The following is a 16502-nucleotide window of genomic DNA, read 5'->3' as shown; positions in this document are numbered from 1 at the left end:
GCGAGGGCCAAGGAATCAACGAAAGCAATGGGAACCACGAGACTGATGGACAACGCCGATCACAAGCCGCTTGATCCGGAACAGGCCGATCCCATGAGCGTGGCCTTCGACGAGGCCCGTGCCGCTGCCGCGCGCGGGGAGGTGCCGGTCGGGGCCGTCATCGTCAGGGACGGGCGCATCGTCGCCTCGGCCGGCAACCGACCGCGAGAGCTGCGCGACCCTTCCGCCCACGCCGAGATGCTCGCCATCCGCCGGGCCTGCCAAGCCCTCGACGACGAGCGGCTCACCGGCTGCGATCTCTACGTCACGCTCGAGCCCTGCACCATGTGCGCCGGAGCGATCTCCTTTGCCCGCATCCGGCGGGTCTATTACGCCGCGCACGACCCCAAGGGCGGCGCGGTGGACAGCGGCGTGCGCTTCTTCGACCAGCCGACCTGCCACCACGCCCCGGAGGTCTATGGCGGCATCCGCGAAAGCGAGGCGGCTGTGCTGCTGCGGGAGTTCTTCGAGGGCCGGCGCTAGATCACGTAGAAATTGTCCCAGATCAGCTTTTGACCCGCTTTCAGGGCGGCGATTTCAACCGCCTTGAACTTCGAGCCTGAGCCGTCGGCATCGTAATAGATGACACCTTTCTTCTTGCTGTAGATGATGTAGTCGTCTTTGTCCTTGGCCTTCTCCATGGCGAAGTACGACTTCTTCATCTGTGCCGGGCTCTTCTCCGATCCCTTATTGCCCAGCTTGGTGAAGACCTTGTTGTCGAGCCAGATGCTGTTGAAGGCCCAGTGGAAATCCAAGATCTTGTCCTTTTTCGTGGACTTGTTGGGCTTGGTGTCGAAGATGAAGACGTCGAACCCCTCGCTGCCCTTCAGCGTGTCGTTGCCCAACCCGCCACGGATCCTGTCGTTGCCTTTGCCGCCATCGATGCTGTCGTTGCCGCCTGCGCCAGAGATGTTGTCCTTGCCGCCCAGGCCATAAAATGTTTCGGACGAGGCGCCGCCGATGCGGGTATCATTGCCTTCCGTGCCGGTCCAGGTGGTGGAGGGCTGGGATGGAGGAAGGGGAGGTTGTGGCGGTTCGCCGCCACCCCCGGGAGTGATCACGGTCGTGACATCCTGCGCTTCCCGGCCGATTACCTCGACCATGTATTGATTACTGTGGCCGCTCTCGCCATTGCTCTGCCAGCTCACCGCATATGTATTGCCTGACAAAGCAGTGATGGACGGATCCCACTGGTCGCCGGCTGTGTTGGTGCCGACGCTCGTCGTTTGCAGAGTGATTTCGCCGTTAGCATTGGCAGCAGCGGCGTACAGGTTCTCGTCGCCATTTGTCTCGACGACGAATGCGATCGCGAAACCGCCATTGGCGAGTTGCTTGATGACGGGAGTGCCCTCAAGCGTGCCAGGAGGTTTGGTGAACGTGATGGGATTCCCGATCTTCGTGCCCGTGCTGTCCATCGCCTGCGCGCGCATGACACGGTTTTGTCCCTCGACATCTTCCCACGCTACGACGAACCGGTTCGTGCCAATGGCGCCAATGGCTGGATTGATCCCACTCACGACTCCCGGAACATCATCGATCAGAACTGGAGTCCAGTTTCCGTCATTCCCGGGAATGAGAACGCCGACATTGGTTCCGGTTCCATTATCAATCGGAACCGACAAGGCAATGACACATGTTCCATCTCCCAGGACCGTCGTGGCGTTGCTCCCATTGTTCGGTAGATCGTTCAATCCGCCATGATAAGTCGTTGTCCAGTTCGCACCTTCAGGAGCAAGAGAATGTCCGATCACTCCGGTGAAAGGCTGTCCCTCGAAAGTAGCTGATCCACGGTAGAGCACGGCGAAACCGCCGTCTGGTGAGGCGTGGAGTTGAGGAGCGTCCTCTGCTTCCGCATTCGGGCTGAGCGTCAGCAGGGTGCTGGAGGGTGCGAAGCTTGTGCTCAACACTTTGCCGACAACTGCCGAACCTGAGCCATCGCTCTTCACCCAGGCCACGATGGTCCGACCATCGGACAGGGTTTCGGCGGTAATCTCGCGATAGGACGCGCTCGCAGCGTGATCGATCAGGAAGTGGTTGCCCGCGGCTGTGCCATCAGCATTGAAGAGCTTGCCGTAGACGTAGGCACCGCCGCTCCTGTCGAAATCCGTCCATACCGACAGGAAGCGGCCATCGGCGTAGTGGGTGAGAGCGCCGCTGTTCCCTGTGGACCTCAGGTTGATATAGCTGTCGATGTTGTTTCCCATTTTCCGCCCTATCCTAAGTGGTCAGCAACTGTATAGCGTATCTTTCGTCATATATTGCTGCAACATTAAAGCGCTGTGCGATGGCGCACGGGGGCGTGCTTTACCCACTTGGGAGGGTGCCGTTTTCCTTCAGACCTCATGCGATCAGTCATAGGACAGGAGGCCGAAGAAAAAGCCCGGAAGCGGGATGCTCCGGGCTTTGATCCTTACCTTAGGTCAGTTTTAGCGGTTCTTATCCGTAGTGCCGGTGCGCGTGACGCCGGTGCTGCGGTCGTCGTCGACCTCGACCTCGGTCTTGCGCACCGTGTCGGAGACCGTTTCCGTGCGCTGATCGGCGTTCTTGCGCACCACCACTTCCTCGACCACACGGGCTTCCTTCGACACGACAGCCTCTTCGGCCCGCTCCTCCATCTCAATGGAGCGCTCACGGAAGAGGTCGCCATCGTTCACCGAGCCGGTGCGCAGGGTGCCTTCGGCCGGACGGCGTTCGACGGAAACGTGTTCTTCCCTGAGAGAGACCTGCTCCTGCACAGGGCGCTCGGTCACGTGGGAGCGGATGCGGACGCGGCCATGGCTGACCTCGCGCTTACCCACATGCAGCTCTTCCTCGGCGATGGGAATGACCTCGTCGCCCTCCGAGCTGCGGCCCTGAGCGTGCATGCGATCATCCTGAAGGCTTTCGCGACCGGTCATGGCGCTGCTGCCGGTCTGGCCGGTGCCCAGCATGCCGGCTGAGGTCGTTGCCGTGCCTCCCAGATCGGCGACGCCCGAACCCTGGTGGCTCCAGCCTTCCGACCGCCAGGCATCCTGCCGCTCGTCGAGGTCGAGAACATCGTCGTCGTCGAGGATGTCGACCACGCGGTCGACCTCGTCATCATCGCAGCGCACGGCAACGAGGGCGTGGCCGCGGCGTACGCCTTCCGCATAGGCGCGGGCGTCATCGTGCGGCACGCCGTTCGTGGTCAGGTAGTTCTCGACGCGGTCGTGATGCGATCCGCTGGAGCTCTCGTCGAAGCTGCTGGCGCCGTCCCACGTGCGATTGTCGCCGGAAGCCGTGAACAGGCAGATCTTGCCCTGCGAGATGCCCGATTGCTCCAGCTCGCGGACGATGGATGAAGCTTGAGAGTCGCTGCCGAAAAGGCAGGTTACGGTCTTGGCCATTGCACAAAATCTCCATGGGCCGCGTAGAACGGCACGGTTGCTATGCGTTTCAGGTGCTTCAGGGCAGCTGTGCCGCATTACTGCAAACATCGCGGCATCAGACGCATTGACCTATCAATTGCTGCTCGTAGACTTCGTTCCCAACAACGCGATGCTCACGGCGCAAATTCACGATGTGGAGTCCGTGCCATCCTCGGCCGGCACGCGCTCGATCACGGCGCGCTGCTTGCGAAGCTCCACCGGAGTTTCGACATCTTCAGTGGTTCTGCGCCTGTGGACGTGCAGTTCCTCTTTCAGGACGAGACGCTTCTCGACGACGAGGACTTCCTCGAGGATGGGAATGATCGTCACGTCGTCCTCGGTGCGGATGTCGGGAGCGTGATCGACGATCCGGTCGATGGGAACGCGAGTCACCTCGACAGTCTCGCCCTCGAGCGTGGCCTTGACCATTTCCGTCTCGATATCGACGCTTGTCCGGACGCGAACCTTGCCTGTTGTGACCATTCGTTTGTCGAGGCGCAGCTCCTCTTCCACGATCGGAATGACTTCCGTCTCGGAGGATAGGTCCTGTGAGTTCGGCTGGTCCGAGATATGCTTGGCCATGAAAGGGATCCCGTATGCAGCGGTGAACGTGCCGCTTGCATGACAGGTTCCTCCCGCAATGCCTGACGGGTCGATGCGATCGTTGGACTTCAGCTTTGCAGGAAAGCCTGCAGCGCCTCCAGGGTCGCGCTCGGGTTCTCCTCCGCCACGAAATGCCCTGACGTCACGCCGATGCCGTTCGCCTTCGGGGCGAAGCTCCGGCGCCAGACATCGAGAGGCTTCTGGTTCTGCCCCATCGGGCCGCTGACGAGATAGAAGTCGCTCCAGATCACGTATGTCGGGCAGGTGATCGTCTTGCCGGCTGCAAGGTCGGCCTCATCGGCTTCGATGTCGCGCGTGGCGCCAGCGCGGTAATCCTCGCAGAAGGCGTGGATGCGCGTGGGCTCGTTGCAGCTCTGCCAGTAGGATTCCAGCGCGCGGTGATCGAAGGCACCGAGGTCGCCCGCAGCAGACCACAGCCGCATCAGCCCTTCGAAGTAGGGGATCGGATCGCGCCCGATCTCCTCCTCCGGTTGGGCTTGCGAGAGATAGCCCCAGTGGGCCTCGGGAATCGCACCCGCCCGCATCTGCTCCCACACATGGTAGGTCGGCAGGATATCGAGGAGCGCGAGGCGCTCGACCCGACCGGGATGATCCAGGGCGAGCCGGTAGCCGACGCGCGCGCCGCGATCATGTCCCGCTACGGCGAAATGCACATGGCCCAAGGCTTCCATGACCTCGATCACGTCCCGGCCCATGGCGCGCTTGGAATAGGTCTCGTGCTTGGCATCGCCTCTCGGTGCCGTGGACCAGCCATAGCCGCGCAGGTCCATGCACACGACCGTGTGGGTCTCGGCGAGCGCCGGCGCCAGATGGTGCCACATGACGTGCGTCTGCGGAAAACCGTGCAGCAGGACCAGCGGCTGTCCGGTGCCCTTGCTGCGCGCGAAGACGCGTCCGACCTCAGTGTCGATCCAGTGGCTCTCGAAACCGGGAAAGAGATCGTCGCTCATGGTCAGCCGCTCGTGTGTTGTGGAATGGCCCCGACATTAAGCTAGAGCGCCGATCCTCGAAATTGATGGGTTGGCTCCGGAAAATGGGGCGCAACCCTAACGAGAGAAAACTTACCTAACGTCATCAGTCAATAGGGGTAGCAAGCTATTGCCGTTCGCGCTCCACGGCCCGCCAGCCGATGTCGTGGCGGCAGAATCCCTCGGGCCAGTCGATCCGATCCACGGCCTCATAGGCCTTCTTCTGGGCCTCGGCGATGGTGGAGCCGAGCGCAGTCACGTTGAGCACCCGGCCGCCGCTGGAAAGGATGCGGTCACCGTCCTGCCTCGTGCCGGCATGGAAGACGATCACGTCGTTGAGTTCCTCGGCCCGGTCGATGCCCCTGACCTCCGAGCCCTTCTCGACCGCGCCCGGATAGCCCTTCGCCGCCATCACGACGGTGAGCGCCGCCGCATCAGACCATTGCAGGGAGATGCTGTTCAGCATGCCGTCGCAGGCGGCCAGCAGGGCAGGGAGGAGGTCGGATCTGAGGCGCGGCAGCAGCACCTGGGTCTCCGGGTCGCCGAGGCGCGCATTGTACTCGATGAGCTGCGGCCCATCCTTGGTGAGCATCAGCCCGGCATAGAGAATGCCCGTGTAAGGCATGCCGCGAGCCTTCATTCCCGCAAGGGTCGGCTCGATGATCTCCCGCATGACGCGTGCCTGCAGCTCCGGCGTCAGCACGGCGGCGGGCGAATAGGCGCCCATGCCGCCGGTGTTCGGGCCCTTGTCGCCATCGAACACGCGCTTGTGGTCCTGGGCCGTGCCGAAGGGGATCGCACGGGTGCCGTCGCAGAGGGCGAAGAAGCTTGCCTCCTCGCCTTCGAGAAAGGCTTCGATCACCACCTCGGCTCCGGCAGCACCGAGACCGCCGCCGATCATCATGTCGATGGCGTCCTCCGCCTCCTCGAACGACATGGCGACCACCACGCCCTTGCCGGCGGCAAGGCCGTCAGCCTTCACCACGATCGGCACGCCGTAGCTGCGCACATAGGCCTTCGCCATCTCCGCATCGGTGAAGCGCCGGTAGGCGGCGGTCGGAATGTCGAACGCGGCGCAGAGATCCTTGGTGAAGGCCTTGGAGCCCTCGAGCTGGGCGGCGGCCTTGCTCGGCCCGAAGGCCTTGATGCCGGCGGCCTTCAGGTCGTCCACGAGGCCTGCCACGAGGGGTGCCTCAGGCCCGACCACCACGAAACCGACATTCATCACCCGGCAGAAATCGATCACAGCCTGATGGTCCGTGACGTCCAGGGCCGCATTGGTGCCGTGCTGCGCCGTGCCGGGATTGCCGGGGGCGATGAGGAGCTTGTCGCAGAGAGCACTCGCCTGGAGGCTGCGGGCCAAGGCATGCTCCCGTCCGCCGGAACCGATGAGAAGAATGTTCATGGGCTTGCCTCCCTGTGGTGCCCGCGCTCTTAGCGGCTCTCAAGCTCTTCGCCTACCCGGAAACTGCGCAGCCTGGGGTCTTTCGCAGGGCGCGGCGAAATGCACAGTGGATAGCGTGCCGTTGGCGCCGCCTGTTGCGCCCGTGCCCTTGGCAGGCCCCCGCGGCACGGGGTAGGTTCACGTCATGTTCGCAGACAAAGCCCCCTCGAATGCCCAGGAATGGTCGGTGTCCGACCTCGCGGGCGCCCTCAAGCGCACCCTGGAGGATGCGTTCGGCCATGTGCGCCTGCGGGGCGAGGTGTCGGGGTACCGGGGGCCGCATTCGTCGGGCCATGCCTATTTCTGCATCAAGGACCAGAATGCCCGCATCGATGCGGTGATCTGGAAGGGGGCCTTCTCCAAGCTGAGGATCCGGCCCGAGGAGGGGATGGAGGTCATCGCCACCGGGCGAATCACCACCTTCCCGGGCTCGTCCAAGTACCAGATCGTGGTCGAGAGCCTGGAGCCTGCAGGCATCGGCGCGCTCATGGCGCTGCTGGAAGAGCGCCGCCGCAAGCTCAATGCGGAGGGGCTCTTCGCTCCGGAGCGCAAGCGGCGCCTGCCGTTCCTGCCGCAGGTGGTCGGCGTCGTGACGTCCCCGACGGGTGCCGTGATCCGCGACATCCTCCACCGGCTGGAGGACCGGTTTCCCCGCCGCGTGCTGGTGTGGCCGGTGCGCGTGCAGGGCGAGACCTGCGCGGCGGAGGTCGCCGCCGCCATCCGGGGCTTCAACGCGCTCGAACCGGGCGGACGGATCCCGCGCCCCGACGTGCTGATCGTCGCCCGCGGCGGCGGCTCCATCGAGGACCTGTGGGGCTTCAATGAAGAGATCGTGGTGCGCGCCGCCGCCGAGAGCGCCATCCCGCTCGTCTCGGCGGTCGGCCACGAGACCGATACCACGCTGATCGACCATGCCTCCGACGTTCGCGCTCCGACGCCCACCGGGGCTGCCGAAATGGTGGTGCCGGTGCGCGTCGAGCTCATGGCAGCCGTCAACGATCTGTCCCGCCGTCACGTGGAGGCGGCGCTCAGGCTCGTCGAGCGGCGGCGCTCTGACCTGCGCGCCACGACCCGGGCCATGCCCAGCGCGGAGGCGCTGTTCTCGCCCAAGCGCCAGCGGCTGGACCTCGCCGCCACCAAGCTCTATCCGGCGCTCTCCCGCAATGCCCGCGGGCACGAGGAGCGGCTGCTCAAGGTGGCGCGCCAGCTCGCCCATGTGTCGCCGGTGGCGAACGTGGCCCGCATGCGCGCCCGCCTCGATGCGGTGGGACCGCGCCCCCACAATGCGGTCTGCCGCTCCATCCTCCTGCGCGAGGAGAGCCTCAAGCAAATCGGGCGCCGTCTCGTGGTCTCCCGTGAGACTCTGCTGCGCACCGAGCGAACGCGGATCGCTCGGATGAATGAGGTAATGAAGAGCCTCGCCGAGCGGCTCGGGCCGGCTCTCGAGGGACAGATCACCCGCAAGGCCAAGCAGCTCGATGCAGCCTCCAAGCTTTTTGAGAGCCTGAGCTACAAGTCCGTGCTCAAGCGCGGCTTTGCTCTCGTGCGCGATGCGGAAGGGCGGCCCATGAATTCCGCCGAGACCGTGCAGGACGGTCAGTCCCTGGTGATCGAATTCGCCGACGGCAAGGCCGATGCCACCGGCGGGCGCTTCGGGTCGCGTCCGCGACCCGTGAAGTCGAGGATCGTGGTGGCGGAGGAGCAGGGCGCCCTGTTCTGAATAAGGTTGGCAATCCGCCGGCGCAGTCCTTATGTGAGGGACAAGCGCAACGCATTTCTTCGATGTCATTCATGTTGAACAAGTTCGAACGCAGCGGCGGCGAGGCCGTCGTGCAATACCTCGACAGCAATCTTCGGGTGGTGAAGCCCGGAGCCTATGTGCGCTGCGCGGTGACGGGGGCCCAGATCCCCCTGGACGAACTGAAGTACTGGAGTGTCGAGCGCCAGGAGGCCTATGCCTCGCCCGAGGCGGTGATGATGCGCATCACCGGGCAGGACGCGGCCGGGAAGTAGGGCGCGCGTCACACAACCCGCAGGCGCCTCTCGTTGATGCGCCGCATGAGCAGGTTGCGAAGGCCCGTCTCGTTCTCGATCCGGAGCCGCACCGGCAGCGCCATCAGGTTCGGCCATGCAGCCGCAGGATCGGCAATCCGCACGAGATCTTTTTCCGTCGTGACGGGCAGGAGCCCGAGAGTTTCAGCCTCCTGCCGCAAGGCGGCCACCTCCTCAGGCTTGAAGGGATGGTGGTCGGGAAAGGCATGCGTCACGTCCACGATGGCACCGCATGCATGAAGGGTGTCGAAGAACTTCTCCGGCCGCCCGATGCCGGCAAAGGCCATGACCCTCCGGCCCCTGAGCGTCTCGGCGGCTTCCGGCGTCGGCTCGAGCGATGCCGTGAAGACGCGTTTGCCATGTTCGTCAGCCTCCAGGGCTGTCCGCCGTCCCGGCTCGCCGTCACCGATCACCACCACGGCATCGACCAGAGGCCATTGAGTCTCCATGGGCGCCCGCAGAGGTCCGGCCGGCAGGGGCAGCCCGTTGCCGATTCCCGTAGCTCCGTCGACGACCGCGATGGCGCAGTCCTTGATCAGCGACGGGTTCTGGAGCCCGTCGTCCATGATGACGACCGTCGCGCCGATCTCGTAGGCGAGCCGCGCTCCGGCCGGGCGGGAGCGGGACACGATCGTCCTGGCCGTTCGGGACAGAAGAACAGGCTCGTCGCCTATATCGGCAGACCCGTGCTGCGGCTGGACCCTGACCGGCCCCGCAAGACGGCCGCCATAGCCTCGCGACAGGAAGGCCGGACTCTCGCCCGCCGCATCCAGCATCGCAGCAACCGCAACGGCGGTCGGTGTCTTGCCGGCTCCGCCGGCCGTGAAGTTGCCGATGCAGATGACGGGCAGTTCCGCCAGCTCTCCGCGCCGTTTCATCCGGCCTGCCGCAACGGAACCGTAGATCAGGCCGACCGGGCGCAGCAGGTTCGCCTGCAGCGAAGGGGAGGGTTGCCACCAGAAGCGCGGAGCGCGCATCAGCGGCGGGCTCCAAGCTTGGCCTGCACGATGAAGGGCTCGACGGATTGCATCGTGCGATCCACAGCACCGCCCAGCGCCTGCACCGCATCTCCGGCGGCGCGGGCCATATCCCGGGTCAGGGCGGCGTTGCCGAGCATTTCGCTCACCGCCCGCGCCAGGCTGCTGCTGTCCTTCACCATGAGAGCGCCGCGGGACCGGTCGAGGGCGTCGTAGATCTCGACAGCCGAATGAACATGGGGGCCGTGCAGGATGGCGGCTCCCAGCTTGGCGGGCTCGATGGGGTTGTGCCCGCCGATCGGCACAAGTGTTCCGCCCACAAGGACGATGGGGGAGAGCCGGTAGAACAGCCCCATCTCGCCCACGGTGTCGACCACATAGACGTCCGTCGCCCGGTCGGGATGAATCCCTTGCGAGCGGCGCCCCGCCCGCAAACCCGACTGACCCGCGAGGGCAGCAACCTCGGGTCCCCGGTGCGGATGGCGCGGAGCGATGATGGTCAGGAGATGGGGGTGGCGTTTCGCCAGGGCGCGGTGAACGGCGATGATGGCGCTTTCCTCGCCCTGATGGGTGCTGGCGGCAAGCCAGACCGGGCGTCCTGCGATCAGTCCTGAGAGCTGCGCCACCACCCGCGGATCGGCGGGCGGTGGGGCGGCATCGAACTTGATGTTGCCGGTCACGACCACGCGGGGCGCGCCCAGCCGCGCCAGCCGCTCCGCATCCTCGGCGGTCTGGGTCAGGCAGAGGGCGAAGCGCTCCAGAAGCCCCCTGATGATGCCTGGCATCTTCTGCCAGCGCCGGTATGAGCGATCCGACATGCGGCCGTTGACCATGACGAGCGGGATGTCCCGCTCCGAGAGCGCCATGATCGTGTTGGGCCAGATTTCCGATTCAGCGATAAGGGCCAAGTCCGGCTGCCAGTGATCCAGAAAGCGCCTTATATAACGTGGCACGTCGAGAGGCACAAACTGATGCACGGCGCCAGGCGGGAGACGCCGGGCGATCAGGGCGGCCGAGGTCTTGGTTCCCGAGGTCACCAGGACGGAGAGACCGCGTTGCGTCATGCGCTCCACGACCGGCAGGAGGGACAGGGTTTCGCCGATGCTGGCCCCATGGACCCAGATCAGGTGGCCCTTGGGCCGCTGCCTGCTGGGATGGCCCTGGCGCTCGCCGAGCCGGGTCTTGTCCTCGCGACCCTTGCTCTGACGCCAATAGAGGAGGCCCAGAACGGCGGGCTCCAGGATGGACACGAGGGTGCGATAGGTCCTGAAAACGAACGGCAGGCTCATGCCCGGGAGCCTCCCGCAAGCATGGTGCTGGCCTTGGCTCCCGGATCTCTGGAGCCGACAAGGGCATAGGCTCGCTCGTGAACCCGATCCAGCTCCCGCTCAACAAGCTGCCTCAGGCGCTCGAGCGCGTGCTCGTCCGCGTCCCTTGGTACCGGGACAGGTTCGCCCAGCACAATGGCGCCCCGGCCGAAGGGCAGGCCGATGCTGGCCCGATCCCAGCTGTTGAAATCGATGCGGCGGCTCGTGACCACGGCCACGGGCACGATCGGCCGTCCGGACAGCTGCGCGAGGGTGACGATGCCCTGGCCGCACACCCGGGAAATCTTCGGGATGTCGGCGGTCATCACCACCATCTCGCCTTCGCTCAAGGCCCGCAGCATGGCGCGCAGGGCCTGGGCGCCGCCCTTCTTGCGGATGTCCCGGCCGCGCGCGCCCGAGCCGCGGATGGCCCGGACCCCGAGGTGGCGCAGGGCAATGGCATTGAACTCGCCGTCCCCTGAGCGGGAGACGAGGCTTGCGGCCCTGTCCTGCTGCCGCTTGGCGAAGTGGATCATGAAATGCTGCCCGTGCCACATGGCGGCGATCACGGGCATGTCGATCCGGTCATAGGCATCAGCCGGCTCCATGACGAACCGGTTCGTGCGCTGCACGAGCTTGAGATAGGCCGCCACCAAAAACCCGATGGCTTCCTGCACCGCACGGGAGCGGGTGATGCGCTTGACGAGACCCATCGTGTCCGGGTCAGCCCTGCTGCGGATCCAGCAGGCGATGGAGGTGGACGATGAAGTAGCGCATCTGCGCATTGTCCACGGTCGCCTGGGCCTTGGCTTTCCAGGCGGCATGGGCCGAGGCGTAGTTCGGGAAGACCCCGACGATCTCGAGCTTGGAGAGATCCTTGAACTCGGTGGATTCGAGGCTGGTGAGCTCGCCGCCGAAAACCAGATGCAGGAGCTGCTTGCCAGGCGTGTCGGTCATGGTGATAGGGCTCTTCTGACGAGGGTTGTAACGATTGAGGCTGACGGAGCCAGGATGCTTCAGGCTCTCATGGCTCCAATAGCACGAGGATGCAACCGTGACGCAACGGCAATCATCTCATCGTGGGAGGGCGTCGGCTTGTTATAGACGGGGATCGAACCGTCGAGCCCGGTCAGGCGGCCTCCCGCCTCCTGCAGGATGAGATCGGCGGCGGCTATGTCCCAGTCCTGGGCATGAGCCGAGACGAGGCCCACATCGATGGAGCCGTCCGCCACCCGGGCGAGCCTGAGGGCCAGCGACGGAACCTTGGGCAGGCGCTCGACGGGATTGATATGCCGCTCGAGCCGGTCGACGAGGGGCTTGGGGCCTGCCACCCGTGCCGCGCCCGGAAAGGCCGCCGCCTCGGGCAGCCGCAGCCTCACGCCGTTGCTCCATGCGCCTTCAGCGAGCCTTGCTTCATAGAGACGGTCGTGGATCGGAGCATGCAGGATGCCCAGGACGGGCTTGCCGTCCCGCACCAGGGCAATGGAGATCGCCCAGTCCGGGTGGCCCGAGGCAAAGGCCCGTGTGCCGTCGATAGGATCGACGATCCACACATAACTTCGCTCGGGCCGCGCCGGATCGTCGGCCGTTTCCTCGGAAAGCCAGCCGGCCTCGGGCAGCAGCTCGCAGAGGCGGTTCTTCAGGAAGGTATCGAGGGCGATGTCCGCCTCGGTCACAGGGGAGCTTTGCCCCTTGTACCAGAGCTTGGCGGCCGTCTGCTCACCGGCGCGGAAGAAGGGCAAGGCCAGGTCTCCCGCCCTGCGGGCGGCATCACGCACGGCCGGAGCGAGGGCCGAGAGAGAAAGGGGTGAAGGGGACAGCATCGAACCTGAGATGGGAACTCCAGGCGGGAGATACCATATCTCACCTGCCATTCCCGGACTTTTCCAGAGCGGTAGGTGCGATGCTTTAAAACGGTCTTGGGAGCTGGATCATGCAGTCCAGGGTCATGGCTGCGAACAGGATCAGGCCCGCATCCCGGTTCGACCGGAAGAGGCGCAACGCGCCCGTGCCGTCACGGCGATCGATGCGGACGACCTGCCGCCCCAGGTGAAGGGCGAACAAGCCTAAGCCTGCGAACGAGACGATTCCCGCCCCGGCCTGCACGAATGCGGCAGCGAGGAAGATTGCGGTAAGGGCGTAGCAGATGCCGATGCCACCCTTCACCTGCTCGCCGAAGAAGCGGGCGGAGGACTTGATCCCGACGACCTCGTCGTCCTCGATGTCCTGCAGGGCATAGATGGTGTCGTAGCCCACCACCCAACTGATGCTGCCGAGATAGAGCAGGATTGCCGCCCAATCCAAGGACCCGAAGGCGGCGGCCCAGCCCATCAGGGCGCCCCAGGCGAAGGCGAGGCCCAGCACGATCTGCGGCATCCAGAAGAAGCGCTTCATGAACGGGTAAAGGGCGACGATGCCGAGCGAGGCGAAGCCGGTGGCGATGGCGAAGCCGTTGAACTGGAGCAGAACGATCAGGCCGACGAGTCCCAGGAGGACCAGAAAGGCCAGGGCGCCCTTGAGCGTGACCTGACCCGAGGGGAGGGGGCGCTGGCGTGTCCGCTCGACCTTCGTGTCGAGATCGCGATCGACAATATCGTTGTAGGTGCAGCCTGCCCCGCGCATGGCCACCGCCCCGATCAGGAAGAGCAGGCAATGGAGCGGATCGGGCCATGGCCGGCCCGCGTGAAGCGCCGCAAGCGCCGCCGACCACCAGCAGGGAAGGAGCAGCAGCCACCAGCCGATGGGGCGCTCGATCCGGGCGAGGCGCAGGTACGGCTTGAGCGACGGCGGCGCCCACCGCTCGGCCCAATGGCCTCTGACGGCATCAGGCAGGGAGGGTGCGGTAGGGCGCTCCATGGAAGTCGGGTGCGAGGCTTAGAGAGCGCCCTTCGGAACGCTGAGGGTGCCGGTCAGGCCGCCGCCCATCTTGCCTGCCAAGCCGCCCTGCTGGGCTTGCTGAGCTTGCTGGGCCTGCTGCTTGGCGCGCTTTTCCATCTCGGCCATCTTGGCTGCTGCCTGGCAGGCCTGGCCTTTGATCTCCTGGGAGCGCTGGTGGTCCTTGCCGAAGCCTTCGACCACCTGGTCAGGGATCTGGCACCAGTCCTTGTTGTCGGTCATCCATTTCTGACCGGCATTGCCGTTGGTCACGAGCTTGGAGAAGACCGTGCAGGCGGAGCGCGGGTCGATCTGCTTCTTCTTGCCGCCGTCGGTCAGCTTGTTGATCTGCTGCACGAGGCTCTGCCGCTCCTGCAGGATCTTCTGCCCTTCCTGGCAGACGTTCGACTGCGCGAAGGCAGGAGTGCTCATGAAAAAGCCGGCAACGGCAAACGCAGCCAGAAGATGCGAACGGATAAGCGTCATGCCCAAAATTCCCTCGAAAAGCCTGCGACGTCTCGCATGCCTGCGCTCTGTTATCAGGTGAAGGCCCATGAGGCCAAGAGGCGAATGGTCGCCTCAGGCTCAAGCTGTGCCATTCGGCACCTGAATTTCCCGTGACCAAAGCGGCCGCCCCTCTCCCTGGAGGCAGAGGAAGTTGATACAGGTTGGGCGGCTCAGCGCAAGGTTGTCATGGCTGAATACGATTTCAACGCACCCCGGCTCTTCGTCGACATGCCCCTTCAGGGCGGCGCCAGGATCGCCCTGGATCGAGGGCAGGCCAACTACCTGCTGAATGTGCTGCGACTGAGGGGCGGGGATTCCGTCCTGATCTTCAACGGCCGAGACGGGGAGTGGCGCGCCGAAGTGTCCCCGGAGGGGCGCAAGGCCGCCGATCTGGTGTGCATGGAGCGGACCCGCGAGCAGAGCCCGGCACCCGACATCATCTATGCCTTCGCGCCCCTCAAGCACGCCCGTCTCGATTACATGGTCCAGAAGGCCGTGGAGATGGGGGCAGGCGTTCTCCACCCCATTCTCACGCAGCGGACCCAGAGTTCACGGGTCAACCTGGACCGGATGCGCAGCAATGCCATCGAGGCGGCCGAGCAGTGCGGCATCCTGTGGATACCGGAAGTGCGCGAGGAAGATGATTTAGAGCGCTTTCTCAAGAACTTGGACGGGGAGCGCCTGGTGATCTTCTGCGACGAGGATGCGCCCGTTTCCAACCCGGTCGAGGCTTTGGCCAAGCTTGGGAACATTCAAGCTGGTCTGGTTGTTATTGTGGGACCCGAAGGGGGCTTTACCGATCAGGAGAGAGCGCTTGTCGCTGCCCGCGAAAGATGTGTTTGCGTATCGTTGGGGCCCCGAATCCTGCGTGCCGACACCGCCGCTGTGGCCGCACTGGCAATCGTTCAGTCCGTGCTCGGCGATTGGAACTGATCTCATCGTTCGACGACGGCTCAAGCCGATCTGCCTCTAGCCTCAAAAGCTTAGCAGTTTCACGCCGCTTCGCCCCATTCCGGCCCCATTGAGCCGGAGTTTGGGCGATCGCCGCAGGCCGGTCCGCATGGGCGAGGATCATTTCTGAAGAATAAAGAAGGACACGAGGAAATGAGCTGGGATTTCAAGTTCGGCATCGAGGAAGAGTACTTCCTCAACGATGCGCCCAGACGGGATATCGCCAAGGGCAAGATCAAGGAGTTCTTTGCTGCCTGCCGGGATCGGGTTTCGGGCGATATCCAGCCCGAAATGCTGGAGCCGCAGGTCGAAATCGCCACCAAGCCTTCCCTGGAACTCGCCGATGCCCGTGCACAACTGGCCGGTCTGAGGGCCTCCGTCGGGGCGGTCGCCCGCGACTTCAACCTGTCCATCATGGCGTCCGGCACTCATCCGCTCGCCGTCTGGTCGCGGGTGCGCCCCACGGCGCAGCCGCGCTACGGCAAGGTGATGCACGACCTGCAGATGCTCGGAAGCCGCAACGTGCTGTGCGGCATGCATGTTCATGTGGAGGTGCCCGATCTGGGCATGCGCGTGGATATCATGAACCGGATCCAGCCCTATCTGCCGCTACTGCTGGCGCTCTCCACCTCCTCGCCGTTCTGGCAGGCGCAGCGGACGGGCCTTCTCGGCTACCGGCTGGCGGCCTATCGCGAGTTGCCGCGCACGGGCCTCCCCGACCTGTTCGAGAGCGCACAGGACTATCAGCGCTACATCGATACGCTGGTGGCCGCCCGCGCCATCGAGAATTCCAGCTATGTCTGGTGGGTGATCCGGCCGTCCCTGAAGCATCCGACCCTGGAGCTGCGCGTGGCCGATAGCTGCACGAGGGTCGACGACACCATCGCGATCGCGGCGCTCTATCGCTGCCTCGTGCGCCGCCTGAGCCTCGACACGAAGCTCAATTCCGGCCAGACCGGCGCCTCCCGCGCCATCAATGACGAGAATGGCTGGCGCGCTCAGCGCTACGGCATCCACGGCAGCTTCGTCGACGAGAAGAACCGCACGGCCAAGCCCGTCCGCGAACTCCTCGACGAGACCCTGGACCTCGTGGCCGAGGATGCAAAGGAGCTCGGCTGCCAGCGCGAGCTCGACCTCGCCCGCTGGATCGTCGCCCGCGGCACCAGTGCCGACCAGCAGCTGACCCTGTTTACCGAAGCGGTCGGCCGCGGCCTGTCGAACCGGGATGCCCTGGCCGGCGTGGTCGACTGGCTCAGCGCGGAGACGATGGGGGAGCCGGCGTTCCGGCATTGACAGGGGCGCAGAGCCCTCATCGTTTTGTGCATAGGTCCCGCATTGCACCTTGGCGTTAAGCCCCTTATGGAATCCCGACC

Annotated in this window: 17 protein-coding genes; 5 read left to right on the top strand and 12 right to left on the bottom strand. The window is 64.9% G+C overall.

Annotated features, from left to right (window positions below):
• The first annotated feature begins 45 nt into the window (after positions 1-45).
• Positions 46-522 carry a nucleoside deaminase gene (locus tag AC0QTX_RS05730; RefSeq protein WP_474602865.1) on the top strand — a complete coding sequence of 159 codons (477 nt, stop codon included), beginning with the start codon at positions 46-48 and terminating at the stop codon, positions 520-522.
• Here AC0QTX_RS05730 and AC0QTX_RS05725 read toward each other — a convergent pair.
• The 5 genes from AC0QTX_RS05725 to purD form a co-directional block, all read right to left on the bottom strand.
• The gene (locus AC0QTX_RS05725) at positions 519-2243 is read right to left on the bottom strand and encodes a calcium-binding protein (RefSeq protein ID WP_474602864.1); all 1725 of its coding nucleotides are present in this window, start codon (positions 2241-2243) and stop codon (positions 519-521) included. The two genes, AC0QTX_RS05730 and AC0QTX_RS05725, sit on opposite strands and share 4 nt — an antisense overlap.
• A gap of 222 nt (positions 2244-2465) precedes the next feature.
• A complete protein-coding gene (locus AC0QTX_RS05720) occupies positions 2466-3404 on the bottom strand; it encodes a YsnF/AvaK domain-containing protein (protein WP_474602863.1) in 939 nt (312 codons plus the stop codon).
• Positions 3405-3572: 168 nt separating this feature from the next.
• Positions 3573-4007 (bottom strand): YsnF/AvaK domain-containing protein, encoded by a 435-nt coding sequence (locus AC0QTX_RS05715; RefSeq protein WP_474602862.1) that lies wholly within the window; start codon positions 4005-4007, stop codon positions 3573-3575.
• An 89-nt stretch (positions 4008-4096) separates the two neighbouring features.
• A complete protein-coding gene (locus tag AC0QTX_RS05710) occupies positions 4097-4999 on the bottom strand; it encodes an alpha/beta fold hydrolase (RefSeq protein WP_474602861.1) in 903 nt (300 codons plus the stop codon).
• Between the two features lie 145 nt (positions 5000-5144).
• Positions 5145-6422 carry a phosphoribosylamine--glycine ligase gene (purD, locus tag AC0QTX_RS05705; protein ID WP_474602860.1) on the bottom strand — a complete coding sequence of 426 codons (1278 nt, stop codon included), beginning with the start codon at positions 6420-6422 and terminating at the stop codon, positions 5145-5147.
• Between the two features lie 184 nt (positions 6423-6606).
• On the opposite strand from purD, the gene xseA reads away from it, so the two are divergent.
• Together xseA and AC0QTX_RS05695 are read left to right on the top strand one after the other, a co-directional pair.
• The gene (xseA, locus tag AC0QTX_RS05700) at positions 6607-8181 is read left to right on the top strand and encodes an exodeoxyribonuclease VII large subunit (RefSeq protein ID WP_474602859.1); all 1575 of its coding nucleotides are present in this window, start codon (positions 6607-6609) and stop codon (positions 8179-8181) included.
• A 71-nt stretch (positions 8182-8252) separates the two neighbouring features.
• Complete coding sequence (locus AC0QTX_RS05695) at positions 8253-8474, top strand: DUF2093 domain-containing protein (RefSeq protein WP_474602858.1); 222 nt, start codon at positions 8253-8255, stop codon at positions 8472-8474.
• A gap of 8 nt (positions 8475-8482) precedes the next feature.
• On the opposite strand, the gene lpxK is transcribed toward AC0QTX_RS05695, so the two are convergent.
• From lpxK to AC0QTX_RS05660, 7 genes are all read right to left on the bottom strand, one after another.
• On the bottom strand, positions 8483-9490 hold the full coding sequence (gene lpxK / locus AC0QTX_RS05690; RefSeq protein ID WP_474602857.1) for a tetraacyldisaccharide 4'-kinase: 1008 nt from the start codon (positions 9488-9490) through the stop codon (positions 8483-8485).
• A complete protein-coding gene (locus AC0QTX_RS05685) occupies positions 9490-10779 on the bottom strand; it encodes a 3-deoxy-D-manno-octulosonic acid transferase (RefSeq protein ID WP_474602856.1) in 1290 nt (429 codons plus the stop codon). The genes lpxK and AC0QTX_RS05685 overlap by 1 nt, the downstream gene beginning before the upstream one ends.
• Positions 10776-11510: a lysophospholipid acyltransferase family protein gene (locus AC0QTX_RS05680; RefSeq protein WP_474602855.1), complete on the bottom strand. Its 735-nt coding sequence runs from the start codon at positions 11508-11510 to the stop codon at positions 10776-10778. Before AC0QTX_RS05680 ends, AC0QTX_RS05685 begins: the two co-directional genes overlap by 4 nt.
• A 10-nt stretch (positions 11511-11520) precedes the next feature.
• Positions 11521-11754, bottom strand: coding sequence for a DUF4170 domain-containing protein (locus tag AC0QTX_RS05675; protein ID WP_190844795.1), 234 nt, complete (start codon positions 11752-11754; stop codon positions 11521-11523).
• A gap of 59 nt (positions 11755-11813) precedes the next feature.
• The gene (locus AC0QTX_RS05670; RefSeq protein WP_474602968.1) at positions 11814-12620 is read right to left on the bottom strand and encodes an inositol monophosphatase family protein; all 807 of its coding nucleotides are present in this window, start codon (positions 12618-12620) and stop codon (positions 11814-11816) included.
• Between the two features lie 85 nt (positions 12621-12705).
• Positions 12706-13653 (bottom strand): 4-hydroxybenzoate octaprenyltransferase, encoded by a 948-nt coding sequence (ubiA, locus tag AC0QTX_RS05665; RefSeq protein WP_474602854.1) that lies wholly within the window; start codon positions 13651-13653, stop codon positions 12706-12708.
• Positions 13654-13671: 18 nt separating this feature from the next.
• Positions 13672-14157 (bottom strand): hypothetical protein, encoded by a 486-nt coding sequence (locus AC0QTX_RS05660; protein WP_474602853.1) that lies wholly within the window; start codon positions 14155-14157, stop codon positions 13672-13674.
• A 207-nt stretch (positions 14158-14364) separates the two neighbouring features.
• On the opposite strand from AC0QTX_RS05660, the gene AC0QTX_RS05655 reads away from it, so the two are divergent.
• The gene (locus tag AC0QTX_RS05655) at positions 14365-15111 is read left to right on the top strand and encodes a 16S rRNA (uracil(1498)-N(3))-methyltransferase (protein WP_474602852.1); all 747 of its coding nucleotides are present in this window, start codon (positions 14365-14367) and stop codon (positions 15109-15111) included.
• A 171-nt stretch (positions 15112-15282) separates the two neighbouring features.
• The gene (locus tag AC0QTX_RS05650) at positions 15283-16422 is read left to right on the top strand and encodes a carboxylate-amine ligase (protein WP_474602851.1); all 1140 of its coding nucleotides are present in this window, start codon (positions 15283-15285) and stop codon (positions 16420-16422) included.
• The last annotated feature ends 80 nt before the right edge of the window (positions 16423-16502 follow it).

The sequence above is a fragment of the Microvirga sp. jy35 genome, assembly GCF_056148915.1.
Note: the sequence above shows the minus strand (reverse complement) of the source record. Positions and strands in the feature narration are given on the sequence as shown.

Coding starts and splice junctions, on each gene's coding strand:
- lpxK (WP_474602857.1), bottom strand. CDS start 9,490: ATGCGCGCTCCGCGCTTCTGGTGGCAACCCTCCCCTTCGCTGCAGGCG.
- AC0QTX_RS05660 (WP_474602853.1), bottom strand. CDS start 14,157: ATGACGCTTATCCGTTCGCATCTTCTGGCTGCGTTTGCCGTTGCCGGC.
- AC0QTX_RS05710 (WP_474602861.1), bottom strand. CDS start 4,999: ATGAGCGACGATCTCTTTCCCGGTTTCGAGAGCCACTGGATCGACACT.
- purD (WP_474602860.1), bottom strand. CDS start 6,422: ATGAACATTCTTCTCATCGGTTCCGGCGGACGGGAGCATGCCTTGGCC.
- AC0QTX_RS05685 (WP_474602856.1), bottom strand. CDS start 10,779: ATGAGCCTGCCGTTCGTTTTCAGGACCTATCGCACCCTCGTGTCCATC.
- AC0QTX_RS05730 (WP_474602865.1), top strand. CDS start 46: ATGGACAACGCCGATCACAAGCCGCTTGATCCGGAACAGGCCGATCCC.
- AC0QTX_RS05675 (WP_190844795.1), bottom strand. CDS start 11,754: ATGACCGACACGCCTGGCAAGCAGCTCCTGCATCTGGTTTTCGGCGGC.
- AC0QTX_RS05725 (WP_474602864.1), bottom strand. CDS start 2,243: ATGGGAAACAACATCGACAGCTATATCAACCTGAGGTCCACAGGGAAC.
- AC0QTX_RS05670 (WP_474602968.1), bottom strand. CDS start 12,620: ATGCTGTCCCCTTCACCCCTTTCTCTCTCGGCCCTCGCTCCGGCCGTG.
- xseA (WP_474602859.1), top strand. CDS start 6,607: ATGTTCGCAGACAAAGCCCCCTCGAATGCCCAGGAATGGTCGGTGTCC.
- AC0QTX_RS05650 (WP_474602851.1), top strand. CDS start 15,283: ATGAGCTGGGATTTCAAGTTCGGCATCGAGGAAGAGTACTTCCTCAAC.
- AC0QTX_RS05720 (WP_474602863.1), bottom strand. CDS start 3,404: ATGGCCAAGACCGTAACCTGCCTTTTCGGCAGCGACTCTCAAGCTTCA.
- AC0QTX_RS05680 (WP_474602855.1), bottom strand. CDS start 11,510: ATGGGTCTCGTCAAGCGCATCACCCGCTCCCGTGCGGTGCAGGAAGCC.
- AC0QTX_RS05695 (WP_474602858.1), top strand. CDS start 8,253: ATGTTGAACAAGTTCGAACGCAGCGGCGGCGAGGCCGTCGTGCAATAC.
- ubiA (WP_474602854.1), bottom strand. CDS start 13,653: ATGGAGCGCCCTACCGCACCCTCCCTGCCTGATGCCGTCAGAGGCCAT.
- AC0QTX_RS05715 (WP_474602862.1), bottom strand. CDS start 4,007: ATGGCCAAGCATATCTCGGACCAGCCGAACTCACAGGACCTATCCTCC.
- AC0QTX_RS05655 (WP_474602852.1), top strand. CDS start 14,365: ATGGCTGAATACGATTTCAACGCACCCCGGCTCTTCGTCGACATGCCC.